This is a genomic window from Ekhidna sp. (assembly GCF_039960695.1).
Classification (GTDB): domain Bacteria; phylum Bacteroidota; class Bacteroidia; order Cytophagales; family Cyclobacteriaceae; genus Ekhidna.
Window position 1 is genome coordinate 566,619 of sequence record NZ_JBDVKP010000020.1, and the last position, 20,177, is coordinate 586,795.

General features: G+C 40.8%; 13 protein-coding genes. 3 read left to right on the forward strand and 10 right to left on the reverse strand.

The annotated features are described in order from the left end of the window. Positions 1-14: 14 nt before the first annotated feature. Positions 15-6,935, forward strand: a complete 6,921-nt coding sequence (locus tag ABJG98_RS18830) for a cadherin domain-containing protein (RefSeq protein WP_348281106.1) — start codon at positions 15-17, stop codon at positions 6,933-6,935. Between the two features lie 53 nt (positions 6,936-6,988). Here the strand turns inward: ABJG98_RS18830 and ABJG98_RS18835 are convergent, their stop codons facing one another. From ABJG98_RS18835 to ABJG98_RS18845, 3 genes are read right to left on the reverse strand one after another with little or no spacing between them, the layout of a single operon-like run. Then, positions 6,989-7,387: a nuclear transport factor 2 family protein gene (locus ABJG98_RS18835; protein ID WP_348281107.1), complete on the reverse strand. Its 399-nt coding sequence runs from the start codon at positions 7,385-7,387 to the stop codon at positions 6,989-6,991. Between the two features lie 4 nt (positions 7,388-7,391). Next, a complete protein-coding gene (locus ABJG98_RS18840) occupies positions 7,392-8,495 on the reverse strand; it encodes a TRAP transporter substrate-binding protein (protein WP_348281108.1) in 1,104 nt (367 codons plus the stop codon). A 57-nt stretch (positions 8,496-8,552) separates the two neighbouring features. Continuing rightward, positions 8,553-9,551 carry a pirin family protein gene (locus ABJG98_RS18845; protein ID WP_348281109.1) on the reverse strand — a complete coding sequence of 333 codons (999 nt, stop codon included), beginning with the start codon at positions 9,549-9,551 and terminating at the stop codon, positions 8,553-8,555. Positions 9,552-9,615: 64 nt separating this feature from the next. On the opposite strand from ABJG98_RS18845, the gene ABJG98_RS18850 reads away from it, so the two are divergent. After that, positions 9,616-10,149 (forward strand): TIGR00730 family Rossman fold protein, encoded by a 534-nt coding sequence (locus tag ABJG98_RS18850; RefSeq protein WP_348281110.1) that lies wholly within the window; start codon positions 9,616-9,618, stop codon positions 10,147-10,149. 139 nt (positions 10,150-10,288) lie between these two features. Here ABJG98_RS18850 and ABJG98_RS18855 read toward each other — a convergent pair whose 3' ends face one another. The 7 genes from ABJG98_RS18855 to ABJG98_RS18885 all read right to left on the reverse strand — a co-directional run bounded on the left by ABJG98_RS18855 (position 10,289) and on the right by ABJG98_RS18885 (position 18,891). Continuing rightward, on the reverse strand, positions 10,289-12,343 hold the full coding sequence (locus ABJG98_RS18855) for a hypothetical protein (RefSeq protein WP_348281111.1): 2,055 nt from the start codon (positions 12,341-12,343) through the stop codon (positions 10,289-10,291). Continuing rightward, positions 12,336-13,376: a S8 family serine peptidase gene (locus ABJG98_RS18860; RefSeq protein WP_348281112.1), complete on the reverse strand. Its 1,041-nt coding sequence runs from the start codon at positions 13,374-13,376 to the stop codon at positions 12,336-12,338. Before ABJG98_RS18860 ends, ABJG98_RS18855 begins: the two co-directional genes overlap by 8 nt. Next, positions 13,373-14,410: a hypothetical protein gene (locus tag ABJG98_RS18865; RefSeq protein WP_348281113.1), complete on the reverse strand. Its 1,038-nt coding sequence runs from the start codon at positions 14,408-14,410 to the stop codon at positions 13,373-13,375. The genes ABJG98_RS18860 and ABJG98_RS18865 overlap by 4 nt, the downstream gene beginning before the upstream one ends. Before the next feature lie 2 nt (positions 14,411-14,412). Then, entirely contained in the window at positions 14,413-15,075 is a 663-nt protein-coding gene (locus ABJG98_RS18870; protein ID WP_348281114.1) for a TIGR02594 family protein, read from the reverse strand. A gap of 17 nt (positions 15,076-15,092) precedes the next feature. After that, the gene (locus ABJG98_RS18875; RefSeq protein WP_348281115.1) at positions 15,093-16,085 is read right to left on the reverse strand and encodes a CBASS cGAMP-activated phospholipase; all 993 of its coding nucleotides are present in this window, start codon (positions 16,083-16,085) and stop codon (positions 15,093-15,095) included. Between the two features lie 373 nt (positions 16,086-16,458). Continuing rightward, complete coding sequence (locus tag ABJG98_RS18880; protein ID WP_348281116.1) at positions 16,459-18,066, reverse strand: hypothetical protein; 1,608 nt, start codon at positions 18,064-18,066, stop codon at positions 16,459-16,461. 75 nt (positions 18,067-18,141) lie between these two features. Further along, positions 18,142-18,891 carry a TMEM175 family protein gene (locus tag ABJG98_RS18885; protein WP_348281117.1) on the reverse strand — a complete coding sequence of 250 codons (750 nt, stop codon included), beginning with the start codon at positions 18,889-18,891 and terminating at the stop codon, positions 18,142-18,144. Positions 18,892-18,912: 21 nt separating this feature from the next. Here ABJG98_RS18885 and ABJG98_RS18890 point away from each other — a divergent pair, with 21 nt between their 5' ends. Continuing rightward, on the forward strand, positions 18,913-20,148 hold the full coding sequence (locus ABJG98_RS18890) for a DUF2911 domain-containing protein (protein ID WP_348281118.1): 1,236 nt from the start codon (positions 18,913-18,915) through the stop codon (positions 20,146-20,148). The last annotated feature ends 29 nt before the right edge of the window (positions 20,149-20,177 follow it).

Sequence of the window (20,177 nt, forward strand, 5' to 3'; positions counted from 1 at the left end):
AAAATCACAATGCCATGACAAATGTCTTAGTTAAAAAAACACTTCTGCTTGCATTTATGCTTATTATGATGAGCAGATCAAACGCACAATCAATCTCATATGTAGGAGATTTCGATCTAAACAATTTGCAGTCCTATAGCGGAGTGCCACTAGCCATTGGCTCTGAAGAGGGGATCCCTGAAGGGATCACTTTCAGTCCAGATGGATTGAAAATGTTTATTTCAGGACAATCAGGGGATGAGGTAAATCAATATAGCCTAACCACTCCTTTCAACACCAACAGTGGAGTTTCACACGATGGTTTTTACAGTGTTGCAGCTCAATATAGCGTTGGCAATCCGCGCGCTTACGGAGTTGCTTTCAGCAACAATGGGACTAAAATGTTTGTTACTGGTACTGGCGGTAGTCATGAAATCACCCAGTATGATTTGACAAGCGCTTTTGATATCACTTCAACTGTCGCATTCAATACGAGTTACGACCTTCCATCAGGTGATCCTAATTTCATTGAGTTTAACAACGATGGAACCAAGATGTATGTAAAATTTGGTTCTGGAATATCTCAATACTCACTCTCCGTTGGTTTTGATCTTTCATCTACCATAATCAATGAAGGGTCTTATTCAGTTGGTTATACTCCTGAAGAAATGGTTTTTTCTGCAGATGGTAAAACCATGCTGGTTTTAGAACAATCAACTAGTCTAATTCATCAATATGATCTCACAGCTCCTTATGTAATAACCTCCGGGGTAACCGATAACTCAATATCAGCTGGAGTTGTAAGCTTCGCTTCAGGTATTGCTATTAGCAACGACGATGCTCACCTTTTTATAGTTAGCCTGCCATCAGGAAATCAGCGAATTCGTCAGTACGATATGCTCATCCCTGGATTCACAGAAGCAGCTGCTAACGATGGCACTGTTGATGGCTCTTCCACTATAAGCATCTCTGAAGATACTTTCACCAATCAGGGTAGCACTCTGGCCTTAGGTTCTGACTATTCAATAAGCAATCTTCCTGCTGGTCTTACACCTTCAATCGCTGTTACCTCAGGAGGTCAATCAGCTACACTGACAATTACTGGAAATGCTAATGATCATCAGGATAGTGATGATTTACACGGTCTGGAAATCATCTTTGAAAATTCTGCTTTTACAGGTAACGACGCTTCCCTCATTTATAATAGTGACGCTTCTGGCAGTTCCCCTGGAATTGATTTTGAACAGAATAAGATAATCTCTTACGGAAACAACTTCAACATTGAATACGGGATACAATTTGATGGTTCTTCTTATACACACGGAACTTCTGAACCATATGGCATCACCTTCAACAATGACGGAACCAAAATGTACTACATCGATCAACGAAGTACACAACGGGTCTATCAATATAGCCTGGCTCATCCTTACCAACTTTCAGGAGGTGTGACTTCCGATGGAGGGTTGGCCATAACCGGAGAAACATCGCCTCGAGATGTTACATTTAGTGCCGACGGTTCCAAGATGTTTGTAATCGGCCAATCTTCAGACAATGTTCATGAATACACGCTTAATACATCTTTTGATATTACCGACGGGTGGACTTATGAAGGGAGTATATCTGCAGGCACAAATCCAAGAGGGCTAGCATTTAGTCCAAACGGAAGTAAAATGTTCGTTATAGCCGGCTCAAGCAGCTTAGAAGTATCAACCTTCGAACTATCAGAGCCTTACAACATTCAAACAAGAACTTCTATCGGTGCATTTTCTTTAGGTGCTACTACAAGTAATCCTGCAGGATTGGAATTCAGTCAGGATGGTCACAAGATGTACATTCTTGATTCTAATACAGACGCCATATTGCAATACAGCCTTGATAATGCTTACAATACATCTTCTGGAGTTTTCTATGATGATATTTCTATTCCTTTACCGTACCTGCCTGGTGGTTTACCATTCGGCTTGGCTGTAAATGGAGATGGCACCAGTTTTTACGTAGCAGACTATTGGAATCATAATATCATGCAGTACAATATTGAGAGCAGTGGCTTCAAAGAGGCTGGCAATAACAAGGGTTCGGTCAGTGGGTTTGCATCAGCCAGTATCAGTGGAGGATCATTTAGCAATGCCGGAGGAATGCTTACGCTTGGATCGGACTTTACTCTTAATGTTGTTCCATCAGGTCTGACACCGTCACTATCTGTCAATGCAAATGCAAAAAGTGCTACGTTGGAGTTCTCAGGAAACGCAGACTCCCATATGGATGTTGACGATCTGGCTGATCTGGAGATCACGTTCCTTGATGGTGCTTTTTCGGATAATGATGCTTCCGGAGTTACGAACCCAACAGGCAGTCTTAAAGCTGGCGTTGACTTCAGAGACAACAATGCAACCGTCATTTATGGAAATGGATTTGATCCATTTATCGCAGAACAATCTACCAGCTTTTACATGGGAGACGAAGAGCAGCTTCCACTGGGTATTACTTTCAATACCGATGGCACAAAAATGTACATGGCTGGTTATTATGAAGCGTCTGTTTTTCAGTATTCACTATCCGTGGCATTTGATGTATCTACTGCCGCATATGATGAAATTTCCCTTGACGTCTCTGAACAAGAAACTAGAATAACCGGGCTTATTCTTGATCCAACCGGAACTACTTTGTTCGTTGTTGGAACAGCAGTTGGAATGGTAAATCAGTATAGTTTAACCACACCTTTCGATCTTTCTACCGCATCATTTACTATAGCTTTCGACCCAAGCGCACATGGGGATGTACATGGAGCGATCACCTTCAATGATGACGGTAGTAAAATGTACCTAGTAGATCCAAACGACGATCAGATCAATCAATATAGCCTTGAAACACCTTATGATGTAAGTGGTAATGTCGATTTTGATGGTAATCTGAATATAGGAAGCTACGGAGGTAATCCAAATGGAATTGCATTGGTAAAAAATGGTAAATGGCTAATTTTTTCAGGCAGCTTAACCGATAGAATAAGACTTATTGAGCTAGAAATACCTTTTGATATCACATCGGAAACGACATACATCGATGATATCTATGTTCAGAATATTGACCAAAGTGTCAACGATGTTCTTTTTAACCCCGACGGTTCTAAAATGTACATGCTCGGAGCATCAAATGGCCGCATTTATGAGTTCGACATAGAGTTGGGTAAGTTTAAGGAATCGGGAATCAATGACGGAAGCATCGACGCTTCCACTTCAATTCCACTTTATCTATCGGACGAATTATTCACCAACGCAGATGGTATATTAACACATAATGTTGATTACACAATCAACAACTTGCCATCAGGGTTAACTCCATCACTTTCCATAGATGCAAATGGTCAAAACGCCAGTCTTAGCTTTACCGGAAATTCAACCAGTCATCAAAATTCGGATGATGTGGCAGGCTTGATTTTCACCTTCAATAACTCAGCTTTTGAAGGTGGAGATGCCTCAGCGGTTGCTAATGCTTCAGCAACACTAAGCTCTCTGGGAATCGATTTCAGAGACAATAATCCAGCGCTTTACTACGGTGATGCACTCAACTTGGCTAATACAACCTTTTCAGGAAACACAGTAGATATTCTAGCTCAAGATGGATATGCCACTGGCATTTCGTTTAACAATGACGGCACGCGATTCTTCATTTCAGGTGGAGATAATAGCATGGTATACGAGTACAGTCTTTCATCTCCATATGATTTGTCAAGCACTTTTGCCTACACTACCAATTCTTTAGATATTTCAACAAATGCTAGCTATCCGGAAGATTTAACCTTTTCACCAGATGGTACGCGCTTATTCATTGTTTCATCGGATAACTACGAAATAGTCCAGTATAATCTTTCTATTGGTTTTGATCTTTCGACAGCTACTCATAGTTCTAGCTACAGTGTTGAATCAATTGATCAGTCTGCGTATGGTTTGACGCTCAGTTCAGATGGAACAAAAATGTACATATTGGGATCGGACAACTATAACATCTATCAGTTTAGCTTATCCACTCCATTTGAATTGTCAACCATTTCTTACGATGGATCGCCATTCTTTGTGGAAGACGAAACCTCCGGTGGCTCAGGCTTGACCATCTCCCAGGACGGCAGACATATTATTGTGGTTGGGGACGATGGTGTGATGGTAAGATATAGTTTGTACGTACCCTTTGACATAACAGCTGGTGCCGATTTCGATGGAGTTTCTTTCGACCTTACAGGACAGGATGAATATTCCACGGGAGTAACAATATCTCCTAACGGCGGCAAAATATTTGTTGTAGGCTATGATGCAGGTATAGTCAGCCAATATGATGTCGACCTGGGTGGATTCACTGAATCTGCAGGTAATGATGGGACTATAGAAGGTGATGCTACGATTTTTATTGCGGATGATCAATTTACAAATGCTGGTGGCACTCTTACTCACGGCGTTGATTATAGCATTAACAATTTGCCAGCAGGTCTTGCCCCATCATTAATTGTTGAAGCTGATGGATATTCTGCTACTTTGACATTCTCGGGCGTCGCGAGTAGTCATGGAGATGCGGATGATGTTTCAGGGCTGCAGTTTACGTTCGCTAATTCAGCCTTTAGCACCTATGAATCGAGTGCAGTTGCCGCAGCTACAAATTATGTGTCCACGCTCAGCATTGAGTTCTTGCCCTATACAGGTACTGATATTCTTACCTTCGAACTTGCTGAGCAGAATGGGCCTGCAGTAATTGATAATGACGGATCCAGCACGGTCACAATGGAAGTGATGGCAGGGACAGACATTAGTGCCCTTACTCCTGACATCACTGTATCTCAGGGTGCAACTGTTTCACCAGCTAGTGGCGCGGTACAAGACTTTACATCATCGGTAACATATACAATCACAGCAGAAGATGGTGGAACAGCTGATATGGAAGTAACTGTAACGGAAGAAATCGCTACTCCAACAGATATCTTATTGAGTTCTACTTCCGTAGATGAGAAAAGCTCTTCAGGCGCTATCGTTGGCACGCTTTCCACTCTTGATGACAACTTTGAAGAAAGTTTCAATTTCTATGTAGTCGCTGAACTCGAAAGTGATGACTGGCAATCATTTGACATCTCAGGTAATAATCTGATCACAACAGATTTTATTCCATTGGATTTCGAAACCAAGAATTCGTTCACATTTAACATTTCTGTTCAGGATAATGACGGAGAGATTTTCGAGAAAGAGTTTACAATTACGCTTAATGATGTCAATGAAGCGCCAACAAACATTTTTCTTTCAAACACGACAATAGACGAAAGTAATCCAATAGGTACCTCTGTTGGTTCGCTAACTGCAGAAGATGTAGATCAGAGTGATGTTTACGCCTATTCCTTGAAAGAAGGAAATACAGATAATGCCTCATTTGCTATTGATGGTGATCAACTGGTCACAGCTGAAATATTAGATTTTGAAACAAAGAACACCTATAACCTTGAGATTATTGTCTCTGATCAGGGTGGACTAACATTCGAGCAAGAGTTCGCCATTACTGTAAATGATCTTCCAAAACAGATTACCTCCATTACGCTTAGCAATAACCTTGTGGATGAAAATCTATCAGTAGGAACTGTGGTGGGGACACTCTCTACTTTTGGTGAAGATCTGTCTGGCAGTTTTACATATGACCTGGTGTCTGGATCAGGAGATGTTGACAATGGATCCTTCTCTATTTCAGGAGATCAGCTTCTCACTACAGAAATCTTTGATTATGAATCTCAGAACAGCTACAGTCTACGTGTAATGACTGATGATGGTGACCAGTCAGAACCGTTCATTCTTACTGTCTCAGTTAACGACATTTCTGAGGCACCAACTGATATCATGCTGAGCACAAATTCCATCACAGAAAACAATGCCATCAATGACGTGATTGGTCTGATGTCTTCAGCAGATGATGATGCTGGTGAAAGTTTTACCTATGATTTAGTCACTGGAACGGGAGACACCAATAACGCTTCATTCAACATTACTGGGGATGAACTGATAGCCAATGAAATCTTTGATTTTGAAAGTCAGTCTAGTTATTCAGTTCGCATCGAGACGAACGATGGAAATGGTGGAACATATCAAAAGGCATTTACAATCTCCATCTCTGACGAGAATGAAAGCATAGTTGTAGTAAATCCACTTGCTGATCAATCATTAAATGAAGGTTTTATAACTCTTGAGATTGATCTGTCAAATGTATTCGAGGATGAGGATAATGATGCGCTGAGCTATTCCGTTTCAAGCTCCAATACATCTGTGGCTACTGTAAGTAATTCCGGAGCGACACTTACCATTACAGAAGTTGGATTTGGTACATCATCTATCACTGTAACCGCAGATGATGGATCGGGCATAACCACCTCTGACGCTTTTGAGGTGACTGTCATAGAAGTCAATGAAGCGCCAATTGTTGCAAATTCTTTTCCTGATGGATTTAGCGGAGAGGAAGGCTTTGGGTCTACTCAGATTAGTTATGCCAACGTATTCTCTGATCCAGATGGTGATGAGCTTATAATCACTGTATCAAGTGGCAATGAATCGGTGGTTACAACGTCACTAATAGCGAACAATCAGATCCAGATCTCTGAAGTTGGACCAGGTGAAAGTACAATTACAGTTACTGCAGATGATGGTAATGGAGGAACGGTTAGCGACTCATTCACATTTACTGTAACAGAAGCACCACTAGGATTCGAAGATGAGATCGCAATAGAAGTATATCCAAATCCAACAGTAGATTTTGTAAATATCAGAGCGAACGGGCAAATGACCATTCATCTGACTGATTTACGTGGACAAGCCATCAAGTCAGGGACAGGTGAATCGGTTCGGATGGATTTAAGACAACTTAAATCAGGCATCTACATTGTTAAAATCAGTACTGGTAAATCCACCTCATACAAGCGAATTATAAAGGCAAACTAAGGCAGCATTAGCTATGGCTATTGCGATAGGGTGGCTCAAGGAGTCGCCCTTTTTTATTGCACTCGATCTAGAAAATGAACCTCTTGAATTTTATTAAATCCAACTTTATACATCACGATAGCATAAATTTTTCTCCCTTCTCCAAACACAACTTCTTCATGTTCAATCACTGTATTTCCAACAGCAATACGATTAAGTAGCTTACAATTTAGGTTTGGTGTACGATCAAACATGGCGCCATATTGGGACTTCATAGTTTCCTTGCCTTGATAAAGCATTTCGCGCTTGCCATTGTAAACTTTAACTGAATCTGAATACGGTTTCAAAAAAGCCTCAATATCACGGTTATTGTAAGCTTCTAATTGTGCATTTGCTAGCTCTTCCGGCGATTGACATAATGCCATCAATCCAAACATTGTTACTAAAAGTGAAAGGTTGATTCTTGTTTTCATTTGGTTACATGATTTGGTCATAAAATACGCGTTCGCTTACATTCATCCAGACGCTGATATCTTTACGAAACTTATCGAATGCTTCGAATACTCTCTTACTCGGTGCGTCCTTTTCGCAAAGTTCCGCAATGGTTTCTTCTGTGTATCCTTTGAGTGCCTTCAATACTTCAGGTGGGAAAGGCGCAACCTTAACGTCAGTTTCGTTGATGATCTTTTGAAGGTACTTACCATTTCTAGCATCAAATTCAGCTCCCATCCACCTACTCGTTCGATAGCATGCAGTCCTAACAATCTCTTGAAGATCTGATGGCAGAGCGTCAAACTTTGGCTTATTGATAAGCATCTCCAACGCGGGACCGGGCTCATGCCAACCTGGATAGTAGTAGTACTTAGCCACATTGTAAAAGCCCATGAGGTAATCGTGAAATGGCCCGATCCATTCGGTAGCATCAATCACGCCGCGCTCCAGATTGGTGTAAATTTCCCCACCTGAAACCAACACCGGAGTTCCTCCAGCTTTCTCCAAAACCTTAGCTCCAAGCCCTGGAATTCGCATCTTTAGTCCCTTCAGATCGTCTATAGTCTTGATCTCCTTTTTGAACCAACCAGCCATCTGAACACCTGTATTCCCGCAAAGAATCGGCTGGATATTAAATGGCTCATACAATTCCTCCCAAAGTTCAGCTCCCCCACCTGAAATGATCCACGACCCCATTTGCTGCGCATTCATCCCAAAAGGAACCGCTGCAAAAAACTGAGAAGCTGGAACTTTGCCAGACCAATAATAAGCTGCACCATGATTCATTTCCACAGCTCCGTTGCTTACCGCATCAAAGCCCTCAAGCGCAGGTATTAGCTCACCTCCACCGTACACCGTAATATCCATTCTCCCACCAGACATCTGTCTGACCCAATCGGCCAGAAGTTTACAGCCTTCTCCCACCACTGGGAAGTTTGGCGGCCAGGTAGTAGTCATTTTCCATCTGTATGTATTGTTAAAGTTGATGTAGGGTCCTTGACTCTTCTCTTCGGATTTGACACACGAAGCTAAAGTGGTAGCTCCTGCAGCAGCAAGAGCAGATTTGGTTAGGAACTTACGACGTTTCATGGAAGCACTATCATTTTCCTTCCGAAGTTACCGTGTCTTCAACGGTATGACAAACGTTTATTTAACCTCCTCTTCCCCATTCGCATGCAGTGCAAATCGTCCCTTTTCTCGTGGGTGAACAAACTCATTTTTGGGCCATGGCCATCCACCAAACTGTGTACGCTGATATTCACGAATGGTGTCATAGATTTCTTCCTGACTATTCATCACGAATGGCCCTTGCTGCACTACCGGCTCGCCAATTGGCTTGCCTTGCAAGAGCAGCAAATGAGCTTCATTGTTTCCATTTTTAATATTAGCTTCTTGATCGGCATGAAGGTCTGCGCCTTGTTGCTCATTCAATGCTTGATCATTGATGGCAATGCTTTCCCCTTTGTAGAAGTAAATGGATCGATTCACTCCTTTGTCTGCTACAGGTAATTTCAATTCCCCATTGGCTTGGATTTTAATTAGCCAGATGGCCACACCGTTTTCAGGGTTGGCTGCCCAAGAATCTGGCGTAGTATCTAATGATTTCGTTTCATTAAAATCTCCTGCTACGATTGTTACTTCTGCATCTGATGTTTTATGTATTGGTATGTCTTCAGCCCAAAGCATCTTGTAATGAGGTTCTACAAACTTACTTTTGCGCGGTAGGTTTAACCAGATTTGGAAAAGTAACAGTGGATTGTCTTTGTCGTCATTAATAAGTGGAAACATCTCGGAGTGAAGCACCCCTTTGCCTGCAGTCATCCATTGTATATCTCCATGACCAAACCGTCCTGTTGCTCCCATGCTATCCGAGTGATCTACTAAGCCTTCTGGCACCACAGTTATTGTTTCAAAGCCTCTGTGCGGATGTTGTGGAAACCCAGGCACTTGCTGCCCGTGATACATCCTCCATCCATCTTTTATGGTGAAGTCTTGCCCAATCATTCTCCCTTTCAAATGCGCGACATCCGGTCCCATGAGTTCATTTCCCTCAGGAAACATATCCCGGTGATACACGCAAAAAAGAAATGGATCTTGCGTTTCCCAGGGAAAGCCAAGTGATTTGATCTGTTTGATTACACTCATAACGTATGGTTTTTAGATTAACTATGAACCGTATTGTAGAGTTCAAACCAATATCTTTACAACCATGAAACGTGTCGCCATTTTTTGTGGATCTAAGATGGGAAATGATCCAAAGTATGCAGGAGCTACGAAGGAATTAGTAGAGACTATTGTAGCCAAAGGAATTGAAATCGTGTATGGCGGTGGTGCTGTTGGTTTGATGAATGTGGTTGCTGAAACAGCGTTAGCTTATGGCGGAACAATTACTGGAGTGATTCCTGACAAACTCTACGAAATGGAGGTGGCTCATACGGGACTGACTAAGCTATATCGAGTTCGGGATATGCATGAACGAAAGGCTTTGATGGCAGACTTATCGGATGGATTCATTGCTTTACCAGGAGGTGTTGGCACGCTGGAAGAAATGACCGAAGTGATGACTTGGGCACAAATAGGGTATCATTCCAAACCGTGTGCTTTTCTCAACACCAATGGCTATTACGACCACTTCATCTCCTTCTTCGATCACATGGAAGAGCAAGGCTTTTTATATAAATCGCTGCACGATCAAGCGATTGTGGAGGGGGATGTGGAGAAGTTGGTGGGGAGGTTGGAATAGAATTACCCATTTGATATATCATTTGAACGTAGCAACCTCTACCGACTGAATGTTCTATTCAGATGCAGTAAATTCATGATCCAATGAAAAAAAACCACTCGTCTAAAATTACTTAATATTTGGTGATATAGTTTGAATCTCATTTGGACTTGCTGTAGAAGTTGATGAGTGGGATGTCTACGGCAATTGTAAATCCCCACCGCCAGGTACTAGATTCTATTACACTTTCAATACCATTGGTTGAAATGCCGTTTGCATCTGTTATGGTTTGACTCACCTTAATACTCCTCAGCTGAGGCCCTCTTTGAGCTCCAACGCCAACAGATATAGGAATTTTCGGAATCCCATACATGATGTAGGCGCCAGGTGCCAGTATATTTTGCAGGGTAATTTCAGGAAGTTGATCCACTGTATAGGTTGCGGTTGCGGTTAATTCTTCATTCATTCCCATGGTTGCTGGATCATCAACTTGAATTGTTTCCGGACTGGATGTAACTGGGTTCTGAAACCGGTAACTGACGATTGCGCCTAAATCTATTAATGTAACAAATAAACTGATTGATCCTTCTCCTAAAAAATAACCCTTACTAACAGCAACACCTACTGGAGCAGTAATTCCCCTGGTCCATTCTTCTTCTTTTTCTTTTAAAATATCTGGTGTGTTGTGCAAAGTCTCCTCAGCATAGAAAGCTCCAACATATGCGTTCAATGAAATATTGGTTTTGGTCTTCTTTTTAATTGATGCGCTTCCCACGGGCAAGACAATTGCCTCAATAGCTTCATGAACATCCTCTGAACTTTCAGCCTGAGCGACAGTTGCCATAAATGAACCATACCTCAGGAAGGTGTTTTGAAAGTCGGGATTTCCTATTCCCATCTCTTCAAGAAAAACTCGAATATCCAATATGGCTGCAGAATAGTTTTCAGATGCAAAATCTTGATAAATGTTCCCTGCTAATCGGGCCTTTTTCATAAAATCATCTATACTGCTTGTATTATTAAGGGAAAGCCCTAACCCCGAAAGGCTTGCAGAGTTATCGATAAATGATATTAGGTTGTCATAAAAAGTATAGTAATCAGAAACTCTTGGCTTACCTCCGGATTTTTTGAGATTATTAAAGTTATCCACTACTGAATTGACTTTTGCAATATCACTGGCAAAGCTTTTAACATAAGCTTCGATGGGGGCAATACCAACGGTGGCGTAGTTGTCTAAAATTTCTCTGAAGGTCTGATCTGGGCCTGTTGTGAATTTGAAGGTAATAGTTGCGGAATCATCCGATTGATAGAGCAGTCCTAAGTATATTTTAAACGTTATTGGGTCCGCAACAAATTCTTTTAGCTCCTTTGCTGAGACCCAAACCTTGTTCTCATCTTCACTTAATAGACTCTGCGAGATAAAATTAGACAGTTTCACAACCGCCTTAAGATTCGAGAATTGGGGATCGGATAACCGATTAAAGTCAGTACTTTCCGAAATAATAGAAATGATTTCGGCTGGATTAGTTCCTTGTTTAAGCTCATCAACAAGTAAGAATGCTACTTTTAAAGAATAACCAGGATCACTTCTAAAAAAAGTTACATAATTTCCGATCCGGGTTTTACAGTTTGAATCGCTACAATCAGCATCTGTAAGCATTTCTAGTTTAGGAATGTTAATATGAAGAACTTCAATATCTTTAAGAAACGCCTCTCTCAGCGTATTTAAATAACCAGAAAATTCAAATGATTCTATAACGTTAAATGTTAGTGATGTACTTGGAAACAAAATTTTGAATTCGGGATACTTCTTAAAACTGTTGGAAAATTTTTCAAAAAAGGTAACACTAAGTTCTTGTTTGCTCCTTTGGACAAGAAAACTGGCGAGCCCATCTGCGAAATTTGTAACGTTTAAGCCGCCAATCGATTTTATAAATCCACCTGCTCCTGAAACCTGGGATGATGAGGCAGAACGATCCGGTGGAAGCCCAATAAACTTATTCAATCTTAGAGATCTTCGTATCTGAACATAATTGCTCCCATTCGAATATTTTTTCAGAATATCCGCCGCCTCTATGTGAGCTCCTATTGGAAATATTAGTTTTCCAACCGAGTCAATAGGATTAAGATTCCTAAGCTTAATGGCATCAATGTATGCATTTTGCCCAAAGCCTAATTGAGCTATAAACAGAAGTAAAAATGGTAGTTTACGCATGATTAAAGATGTCTTGAGGACTAATAATTTTATTTGTCGAATTTTTTGTGATCAATTTTATCAACTTTGAGTTATCTCTGCCATTCGATTTTTGCAAAGCTAGTGCCGCTATTCCAGCCACATATGCGGTAGCTTGACTTGAACCAGATTGATGTTTATACTTCTTGTTTAGAAAAGTTGACTTGATGTTGTCTCCTGGAGCAAAAACATCCGTTGCCGATTCTGCTACCGTATCGAGAAGGTGATTTCCATTCTTATCCAGACCTCCTACCACTAGTATTTCGCATTCCGAAGAATAACGAGCAGGAAAGTCTATTTCTAGATGATTTGAATCTATTTTGTTTCCAGCAGCACAGACCAATAGGATTTCATTTTCGATTGCAAGCATAACTGCTCTTTTAAGCTCGTTGCTTCCTAACTGAAACCCTTTACTAATTGAGATTATATCTACGTCTTTTGAAATCCCCCAATTAATCCCCTTTGCCAACAAATCAGGATGATCTCCCATGTCGCCTGTAATCTTTCCAAAGTATAAATCAATCTCTGGAGCTATCCCCAAAACTCCAATCCTATTGTGACTGGCCTTGATTATTCCAGTAACATGTGTACCATGACCTGTCATGTCCATCGTCCCATTAAAGCTATTAGAAACATCAATAATGTTCTCCGGATAAATATTCAGGTCCGGATGTGGAATGGAAAGACCTGTATCCAAAACGGCCAGTTTGATACCTGACCCTCTATAGCCACTTTTCCAAAATACATCAACATTAAAATCATTGAGCCACCAATATTCCTCTGAACCAATTCCATTTGAAGACTGGTTTGATTCAAACCCACCACTCCAGTACCAATCCCCGTTCTTATCCTTGTACCAGATACTATTACCATCTATATCTTCACCATCGTTTTTGGTTTCTATCACCTCTATAGAAAACCCTTTGTGCAGGGTTCCTTTCAGATTGGAATTCCCATTTCTCTTGGCTTCACCGGATCGGATGTGAACGTCTTTGGTGGCTTTTACTTTCATCATCCCACAGGTTTTGGTTTGCTAATCTGATTTTGCCCTTTCTTTTCTTCCTCGAGTGTTTTTCCAGCAGCCCGTAGTGCAGTGAGCTTGTTTAAAACACCAAACCAAAAAGGCGCACCTAATGAAATAGCAAAGCCTGTAATTATCCATCCTAAGATTGCGGTAAGCCACGCTCTAATTTCCGCCGCACTTATTGTTTTCACATACCAAAATGGAAAGTTCCAGCCGCCACTGTAACTATAATACTCGTTTGGAAATACATCCCATCCAATGCCAAGGAGATTGGTGGTGGGATCAATTTTATTTTTATAATAATCGTCTATTTTTTTCCTTAAGATAGAATCTTCCTCAGTATTCTTCAGCGTATCATTTGCTACATATTCAGTCGCATGATTAACCAATTTTTCCCTCAAATCTGGATTGTTGGATAGCGACTGATAAATCCTGACAGAGTCCACATTTAGGATAATAGCTATTGCTATGCTTACACCTAATGTTATCCTTTTTATATGTCTATTGAACCAGCCTTGACCTCTCTCTACGGTTTCGTTAAACCAGCCCTCCAGCTTTGCTCCAAATTCGTTGATATCTTCTTCGGTTTCTTTGGCAAAAGTCATAAGGACAGCTTTGGTTTCATTCCCCATCATTGGAAGTCCCTCAATAGCTTCAGAAATTGATTCTTTATCCAGTTTTGATAATTTCCCAAGTTTGCTAGAGTCTCCACCGGTTCGAATGATATCCAAGACAGTTTTGGCAAACTTGGCACTACTTATATAGGAAGGCTTCTTGCCATCCTTGCCTAGATACTTGATAAGAGGGAATTTGTAAAATACATCAGAAGGATTCTCAGATTCTGAATCCGATACATTCTCAAGTTTATCATCATCTAAGGCTCTGGCTATTATCTTTTTTAGATTTTCAGCTCTCAAGCTCATTTTCGAAGAGATGTACTCCACAACAAGAGTGACTAATGTGCTAAACAATAAATACACAAAAACAAGGCCTATGACAATCTCAAGTGTTTCTAATCCTGCCATTCTTACTCATTTAAAATAGATGTTATCAAATCCCTGGTTTTTGATCCGTAAACTCCATCGATTATGAGCCTTGCATTTGTTTGGAGTAACCTTATTGCATATTCTGTTTTTTTGCCAAATACCCCATCGACAGTGCCTACAGGATAGTTGATCATATTCAGGGCTTCTTGTAATTGTTTTACTGACTCACCAGTATCTCCCTTTTTCAAGGAACCATCGGGAAGTTCTACCAATTGTGAGGATTGCAGCTTTCGAAATCCAAGTACTGTCTCAGACCGATAGGCAGAAATACTCACTTGATTTCCCTGATTTCCACCAAGGCAATAAACTCTGGAACCATCTTTTGAATAACCCATAAAGAATCCAACATGGCCTTTCCAGCTTTCGGGTGATTCTCTCCAGAAAACTACCACATCCCCTGGCTCAGGGTTGGAAGTAGGAGTTCCAATATGCATCCATGATCGAGCATTTGCCTTTTTCGATCGTTTCAAATTACATTTCATAACCACCCAGCATACGAAAATGGAGCACCAGGGTGTTTCGTCATCATCTACCCAACCAAATCCTGATTCCTCAGCATATTTAAGAATCGTTTCATTATGTTCAGCTCCGGAAATCTCTTTAACTCCTAGTTGTCCAAATGCCAATTTCAATAAGTTGCTCATCTTAATTTAGTCTTAAGTTACATCCCCAACCACTCCTCAATCTTTCCCTTGTTCATTTCAAAAAGCTGCTGGCCAAATGATTTCAGGTTGGCCATATTCTCTGGCGTTGCACAGTCCATGTCCGGATCAATGTTGGTTTCCTTCAGGTCACCATCTATGCGTAGGTATTGATCTGGATTATCGATCGTGCCGTAAATTTTATTTAACTGGTAGTGCGTTACTTCAGATGCACCAGACATCATGATGTCTATCACGGGCTGCACCCATTCGGCCATGCCCCACTTTTTTGCTTTTTTATATGGATATGACTTGCGCGTGTACCCTGTGCCAATAGAAAGGATCTTCATATCTTTTGCAGTAGCTTCATCCCCATTCACTTCGAAGATATTTCGGCCTTCAGCATAGGCAACCAGGGCAGGATTATTCACGAATACACCACCATCTATCAACGTGAAGGCGCTACCTTTTTCTGACATGATCTGCTCACACTCGAAATAAGTAGGAGCAGCAGAAGTAGCTCGTGCTACATCTTTTACTTTGAAATTGTAGTCAGGATTCTTTTGAGCTTTGTGCTGACCAAAAAAATGACCCTTGCGATGGGTAATGTCATAGGAAGTAACGATACAAGGCTTGAGCAAATCTTTAAGCCAAGCGTTTCCAAAGTAATCTTGCAGCGCATCTTCGATTCCGTTTGCAGGATATTTTTCATCCAGAATGCCTCCAGCGGTTCGTACTTTATGAAAGAATGGAACATCGAAGATATCTTCTCCTCTTTTGAAATAAAGGCCAACAACTTCCTCTGAAGAAAACTTAGGTGTGTCTGGTGCGCTCGGATTTTCTAAAAGGAATGCACATGCTAGGATTCCCCCAGTGCTTGTACCTGCCACTAAGTCAAAGTCCTTGGCAACCTGAACGCCAAATTCATTTTCGATTTCTACCAGTATTTGACCAGGAATAATTCCGCGTATACCTCCTCCATCAATGGATAAGACTTTTTTTAGTGGTGACATTAAGGTCTTGATTTGGTGAACTTTCTAATAAAGGTCACCATCCCGTTTACTAAAAACAATACCTATTGCGGGGTATTCTAGGAGAATAAGAAGAATCTTATTGGATATTTTGAATAAAAGTGATTCCGTTTACTAAAATATTATCAAATGATAATGTTTTAGTGCTTATTAACCTTCACTTTTTTGTATCCAAAGAATGCTAATAATAGAGCCAATGCTACAAATGCTAGTCGGGATATTTTTTTCATAACTGTGGTGTTTTAAATGCTTTATAAAGTTCGGTAGTTCCGCCTCTGAATATCAATACCCTAAATGTGGTAATCTTTCTATATAGGTGCTTTTTTAACGAACCTATTCCCAGTTATATCGAAAGCTAGAAGTGTTGCTTTAGAAATAGATGAGCATTTTCAAAGCAAATGCCGCGAGCCGCTTTTTCTACTTCTTCACTACTTGTGAGGTGATATCGAGCACCGTCCAGGACATGCAAACCTTCTAGTTTACCAATCAAGTCTCTCTCAAAATCATCAAATAACAATGAGTTACCATAATCTTGAGTTGGATCTATATAGCCTTCAAAATCGGTTCCAAGAGTGAAGTAGCTCCAACATTTGGACTTCTGAGTGGAGTCAAGTTTCTCATCTTCCAGGATAACGTCAACCATCGTTTTTAGATTGTTCCAAATCAGATCAATGCTATTGACCTTGTCTTTTTTGTCACCGAGTATTCTCTGATCGAAACAAATCCCAATCAGCCCACTTGTCTTAGCAGCCCATATAACATCTTCACCGCAAGCGTTGATATTCCATGGATAGAATCCATCTTTCAGGTCACGATCATTTTCCTGATGTGAATAATCTATTGTTTCTTGTAGTGTGCTCCACCCGCTATAGGCAACATGGCTAAGTATTACTGGTATTGTATCTCCTTTATCCATTGCTGGTGTTACAATTCGATCGTAGTACCATTTGCGTGTTTGCGCAGCAGTATGTTTCAGATCAATAAGGATTCTGCGCCCTAACGATACGTCTTTTTCTAACATGGAATTAAGTCCAAGGAGTAATCTGATGGCTTGCTCACCTTCCGGTCTAATGTCGCCATTCATTCCGTCGGTCTGATCAGATAGTACGCGAAGTGCATCTGGTATACTGTGCGCGTGACCACCCAAATAGTTATTGAAATGATGTGCAAAGGTGATAAAGAACACAGGCTGAGGCCATTTTTTTAGTTCCATGATACGTTCCTCTACCTTCGAAAGGTTTGTGTCCGTCCCGAGTGCATGCATCCCTTCTATAGTCAGAACCATTGCAATTTCATTGTTTTCAAGTGTCGATTTCACCTCTGAGTAATCAGAACAGATCACATATTTGCCTGTTGCATCTAATGACTCAGAATATTTCTTTCGCATCTTTTTGGTACTCTTAAAGACTCGTTTAATTCCGGGAATATAAATTTCATTTCGAGTGGCTTGCTTGCTTTTGCTTGCCAAAAAGTCACGTTCTTTAATTAACTCTTCATAATAATCATACTTCTTGGAAATAAAGTACTTAATTCTACGAATGGGCATTCGCATAAGTAAAGATTGCAAAAAGGCCCTTGCTATCTTTAATATGGTTGGTGCGCCAGTGATAAAAGCGAACATCGTCTGAAACCATGTGATGGGGTTCAAAAAGCCCAAACCAGATGTTGCCAGCACATCCAGAATTCTGATTAATTTATTTTGATCTATTTGTCCCCCTTTATAAAACCCTTTTTCAAATGGATAAAGAGAGGCAAAGACCAACTTGGTTTCACCATTCCAGAGTTTTACGGGATCACATTGAGAATAGCTAAACGCTCGCTTTCCTTTTTCCTGTTTCTTGAAATTACTGAGAACTACATTCCAGGGATTGTATTTTTTTTGTTTCTTTTCGTATTTGGTATGACGCATCCAGTGAAAGGCACGAGAGTGCGGATGACAATGCAAGTCAGCGTATTTTTTCATGATAGTGAGTAAGATGAAGGGTTAAAGTTCATCATTCCCACCTTCAATCTCAATACCCTAAAGTTGGTAAGTTTTCTACCCAAAAATTTTCTTTGACTTTTTCTTTACTCGATATCCAAATGTGATCATGACAGGAGGATACAGCATGTAAATGAATCCTGCAAACCCAAAATTGAGCGCACCATGTCCGAAAGGGTGAAGAAACGCGATCATCGTAGAAAGAAAAGGGATTGAACTCATCAATAAATTTTGCCACAGGCTCACTCGAGTAGCGAAAATCTCATATTCATTCAGCTTAAGATCCTCTCTTCTGTTGTATGCATGTCTATATAGCCAGGTCATTGCCAGGAAAATGAATGTGGCACCAGCACCATAGGCTGTCATCAGCAAAGTCATATTATCACTATTCATGTTACCTCCAAAGTCATCCATGAAGTTGTCCGGCATTCCGAATATCAATCCTGAATAAAGCTCCACAAGAAAGCGAGCTAGAAACTTAAGCGGATATATATATATGAGCACCAGAAATAGCAAGAACGTATTTACTGTTACTGTTTTGGTGTTTTGAAGTCCATACCTCAGAAAAAACACATAGTGTTGATACCAGATTACTACTATTAAAACAATACATATAAAAGACGGTATGATATCATGAATAGACCTCCTAAGCTCGGTGAACGTTTCTGGAACCGTGGAAGACAACACAACTAATGTGAATGCCACTGCAAAAACTGCATCGCTAAAGGTCTCAATTCTGGTTTGATCCAACCCTCTGTATCGAAAGTTTGGATCTAGACCAACAAGCATGTCTTTCAAGTCCCTCATAATGTTACAATTAGGTACTCAATGATAACCATTCATCTACAAAATAGCCCCTTGGTAGAAAATAAAAAGGTCAGAACTGTGTCTGGCGTTTGTGATTCTACTGGAAACCAAACTCTCAAAAACTATATGAACTACAACAAAAAACTACTTGGAATGCTAGTCCTATCGCTAATCAGCTTTACCGGACTTGCGCAGTTAAGCACACCACCAGGAGGTGGAAGCCAACGAGCATATGTAAGACAACATGTTGGTGGTGTAGGCACAGTCGAAATTGATTATAGTAGCCCCGGCGCTAGAGGACGTACAATTTATGGCACTGTAGTGCCCTACGGATTTAACAATCTTGGATTTGGACTAAGTTCAGCAGACAATCCCTCACCATGGCGTGCCGGAGCTGACCAAAATACAACTTTCACTTTTTCACATGCTGTGAAAATTGGCGGTAAAGAGCTCCCTGCCGGAAAATATGGATTTTTCGTTGCGCCTGCTGAAGATGGCCCTTGGACAGTTATTTTTTCGAAAGACAACAACCATTGGGGAAGTTTCTTTTATCAGGAAGCTAACGATGCACTGAGAACTGAAGTAGAAGCGGAAGATGCAAGCTTTCATGAATGGCTTACTTACGAGTTTATAGACCGTCAGAATACCTCAACAACTGTTGCTTTGATTTGGGGTGATAAAAAGCTACCTGTTAAGATAGAGCTTGCAAATCCGATTGAGGCGCACATGAGTCAACTTAAAGCTGAGCTTAACAATCAGGCGGGATTCAGCTTCCAAAACTACGGCACCGCTGCAAGATACGCATCTAGTGTGGGTGAACACGAACAAGCCATTCAATGGGCCGACGCAGCTATTAATGCACCATTTTTCGGACAGAAAAACTGGGGGACAATGTCAACAAAAGGAGCTGTACTTACAGCGGCAGGCAGAGCAGATGAAGCACAAATTGTAATGGACGAAGCGATCAAACTCCCAGGAGCAAATGCTGGAGCAATCCATCAATACGGGCGCCAATTAATCGCTGCAGGGAAAGCAGAAAAAGCACTCGAGATTTTCAAGTATAATCAAAAAACCAATAATGGTGCATGGCCGACTAACTATGGATTAGCAAGAGGTTATTCTGCTGTCGGCAACTATAAGCAAGCACTTAAATACTTGAAACTTGCTAAAAATAATATCCCCGCTGGAGATACCCTTAATGGTCCAATCATAGACCAGAATATCGCTAAACTCGAAAAAGGGGAAGACATCAATTAATTATTAATGATCTGACACTAAGCCCACCT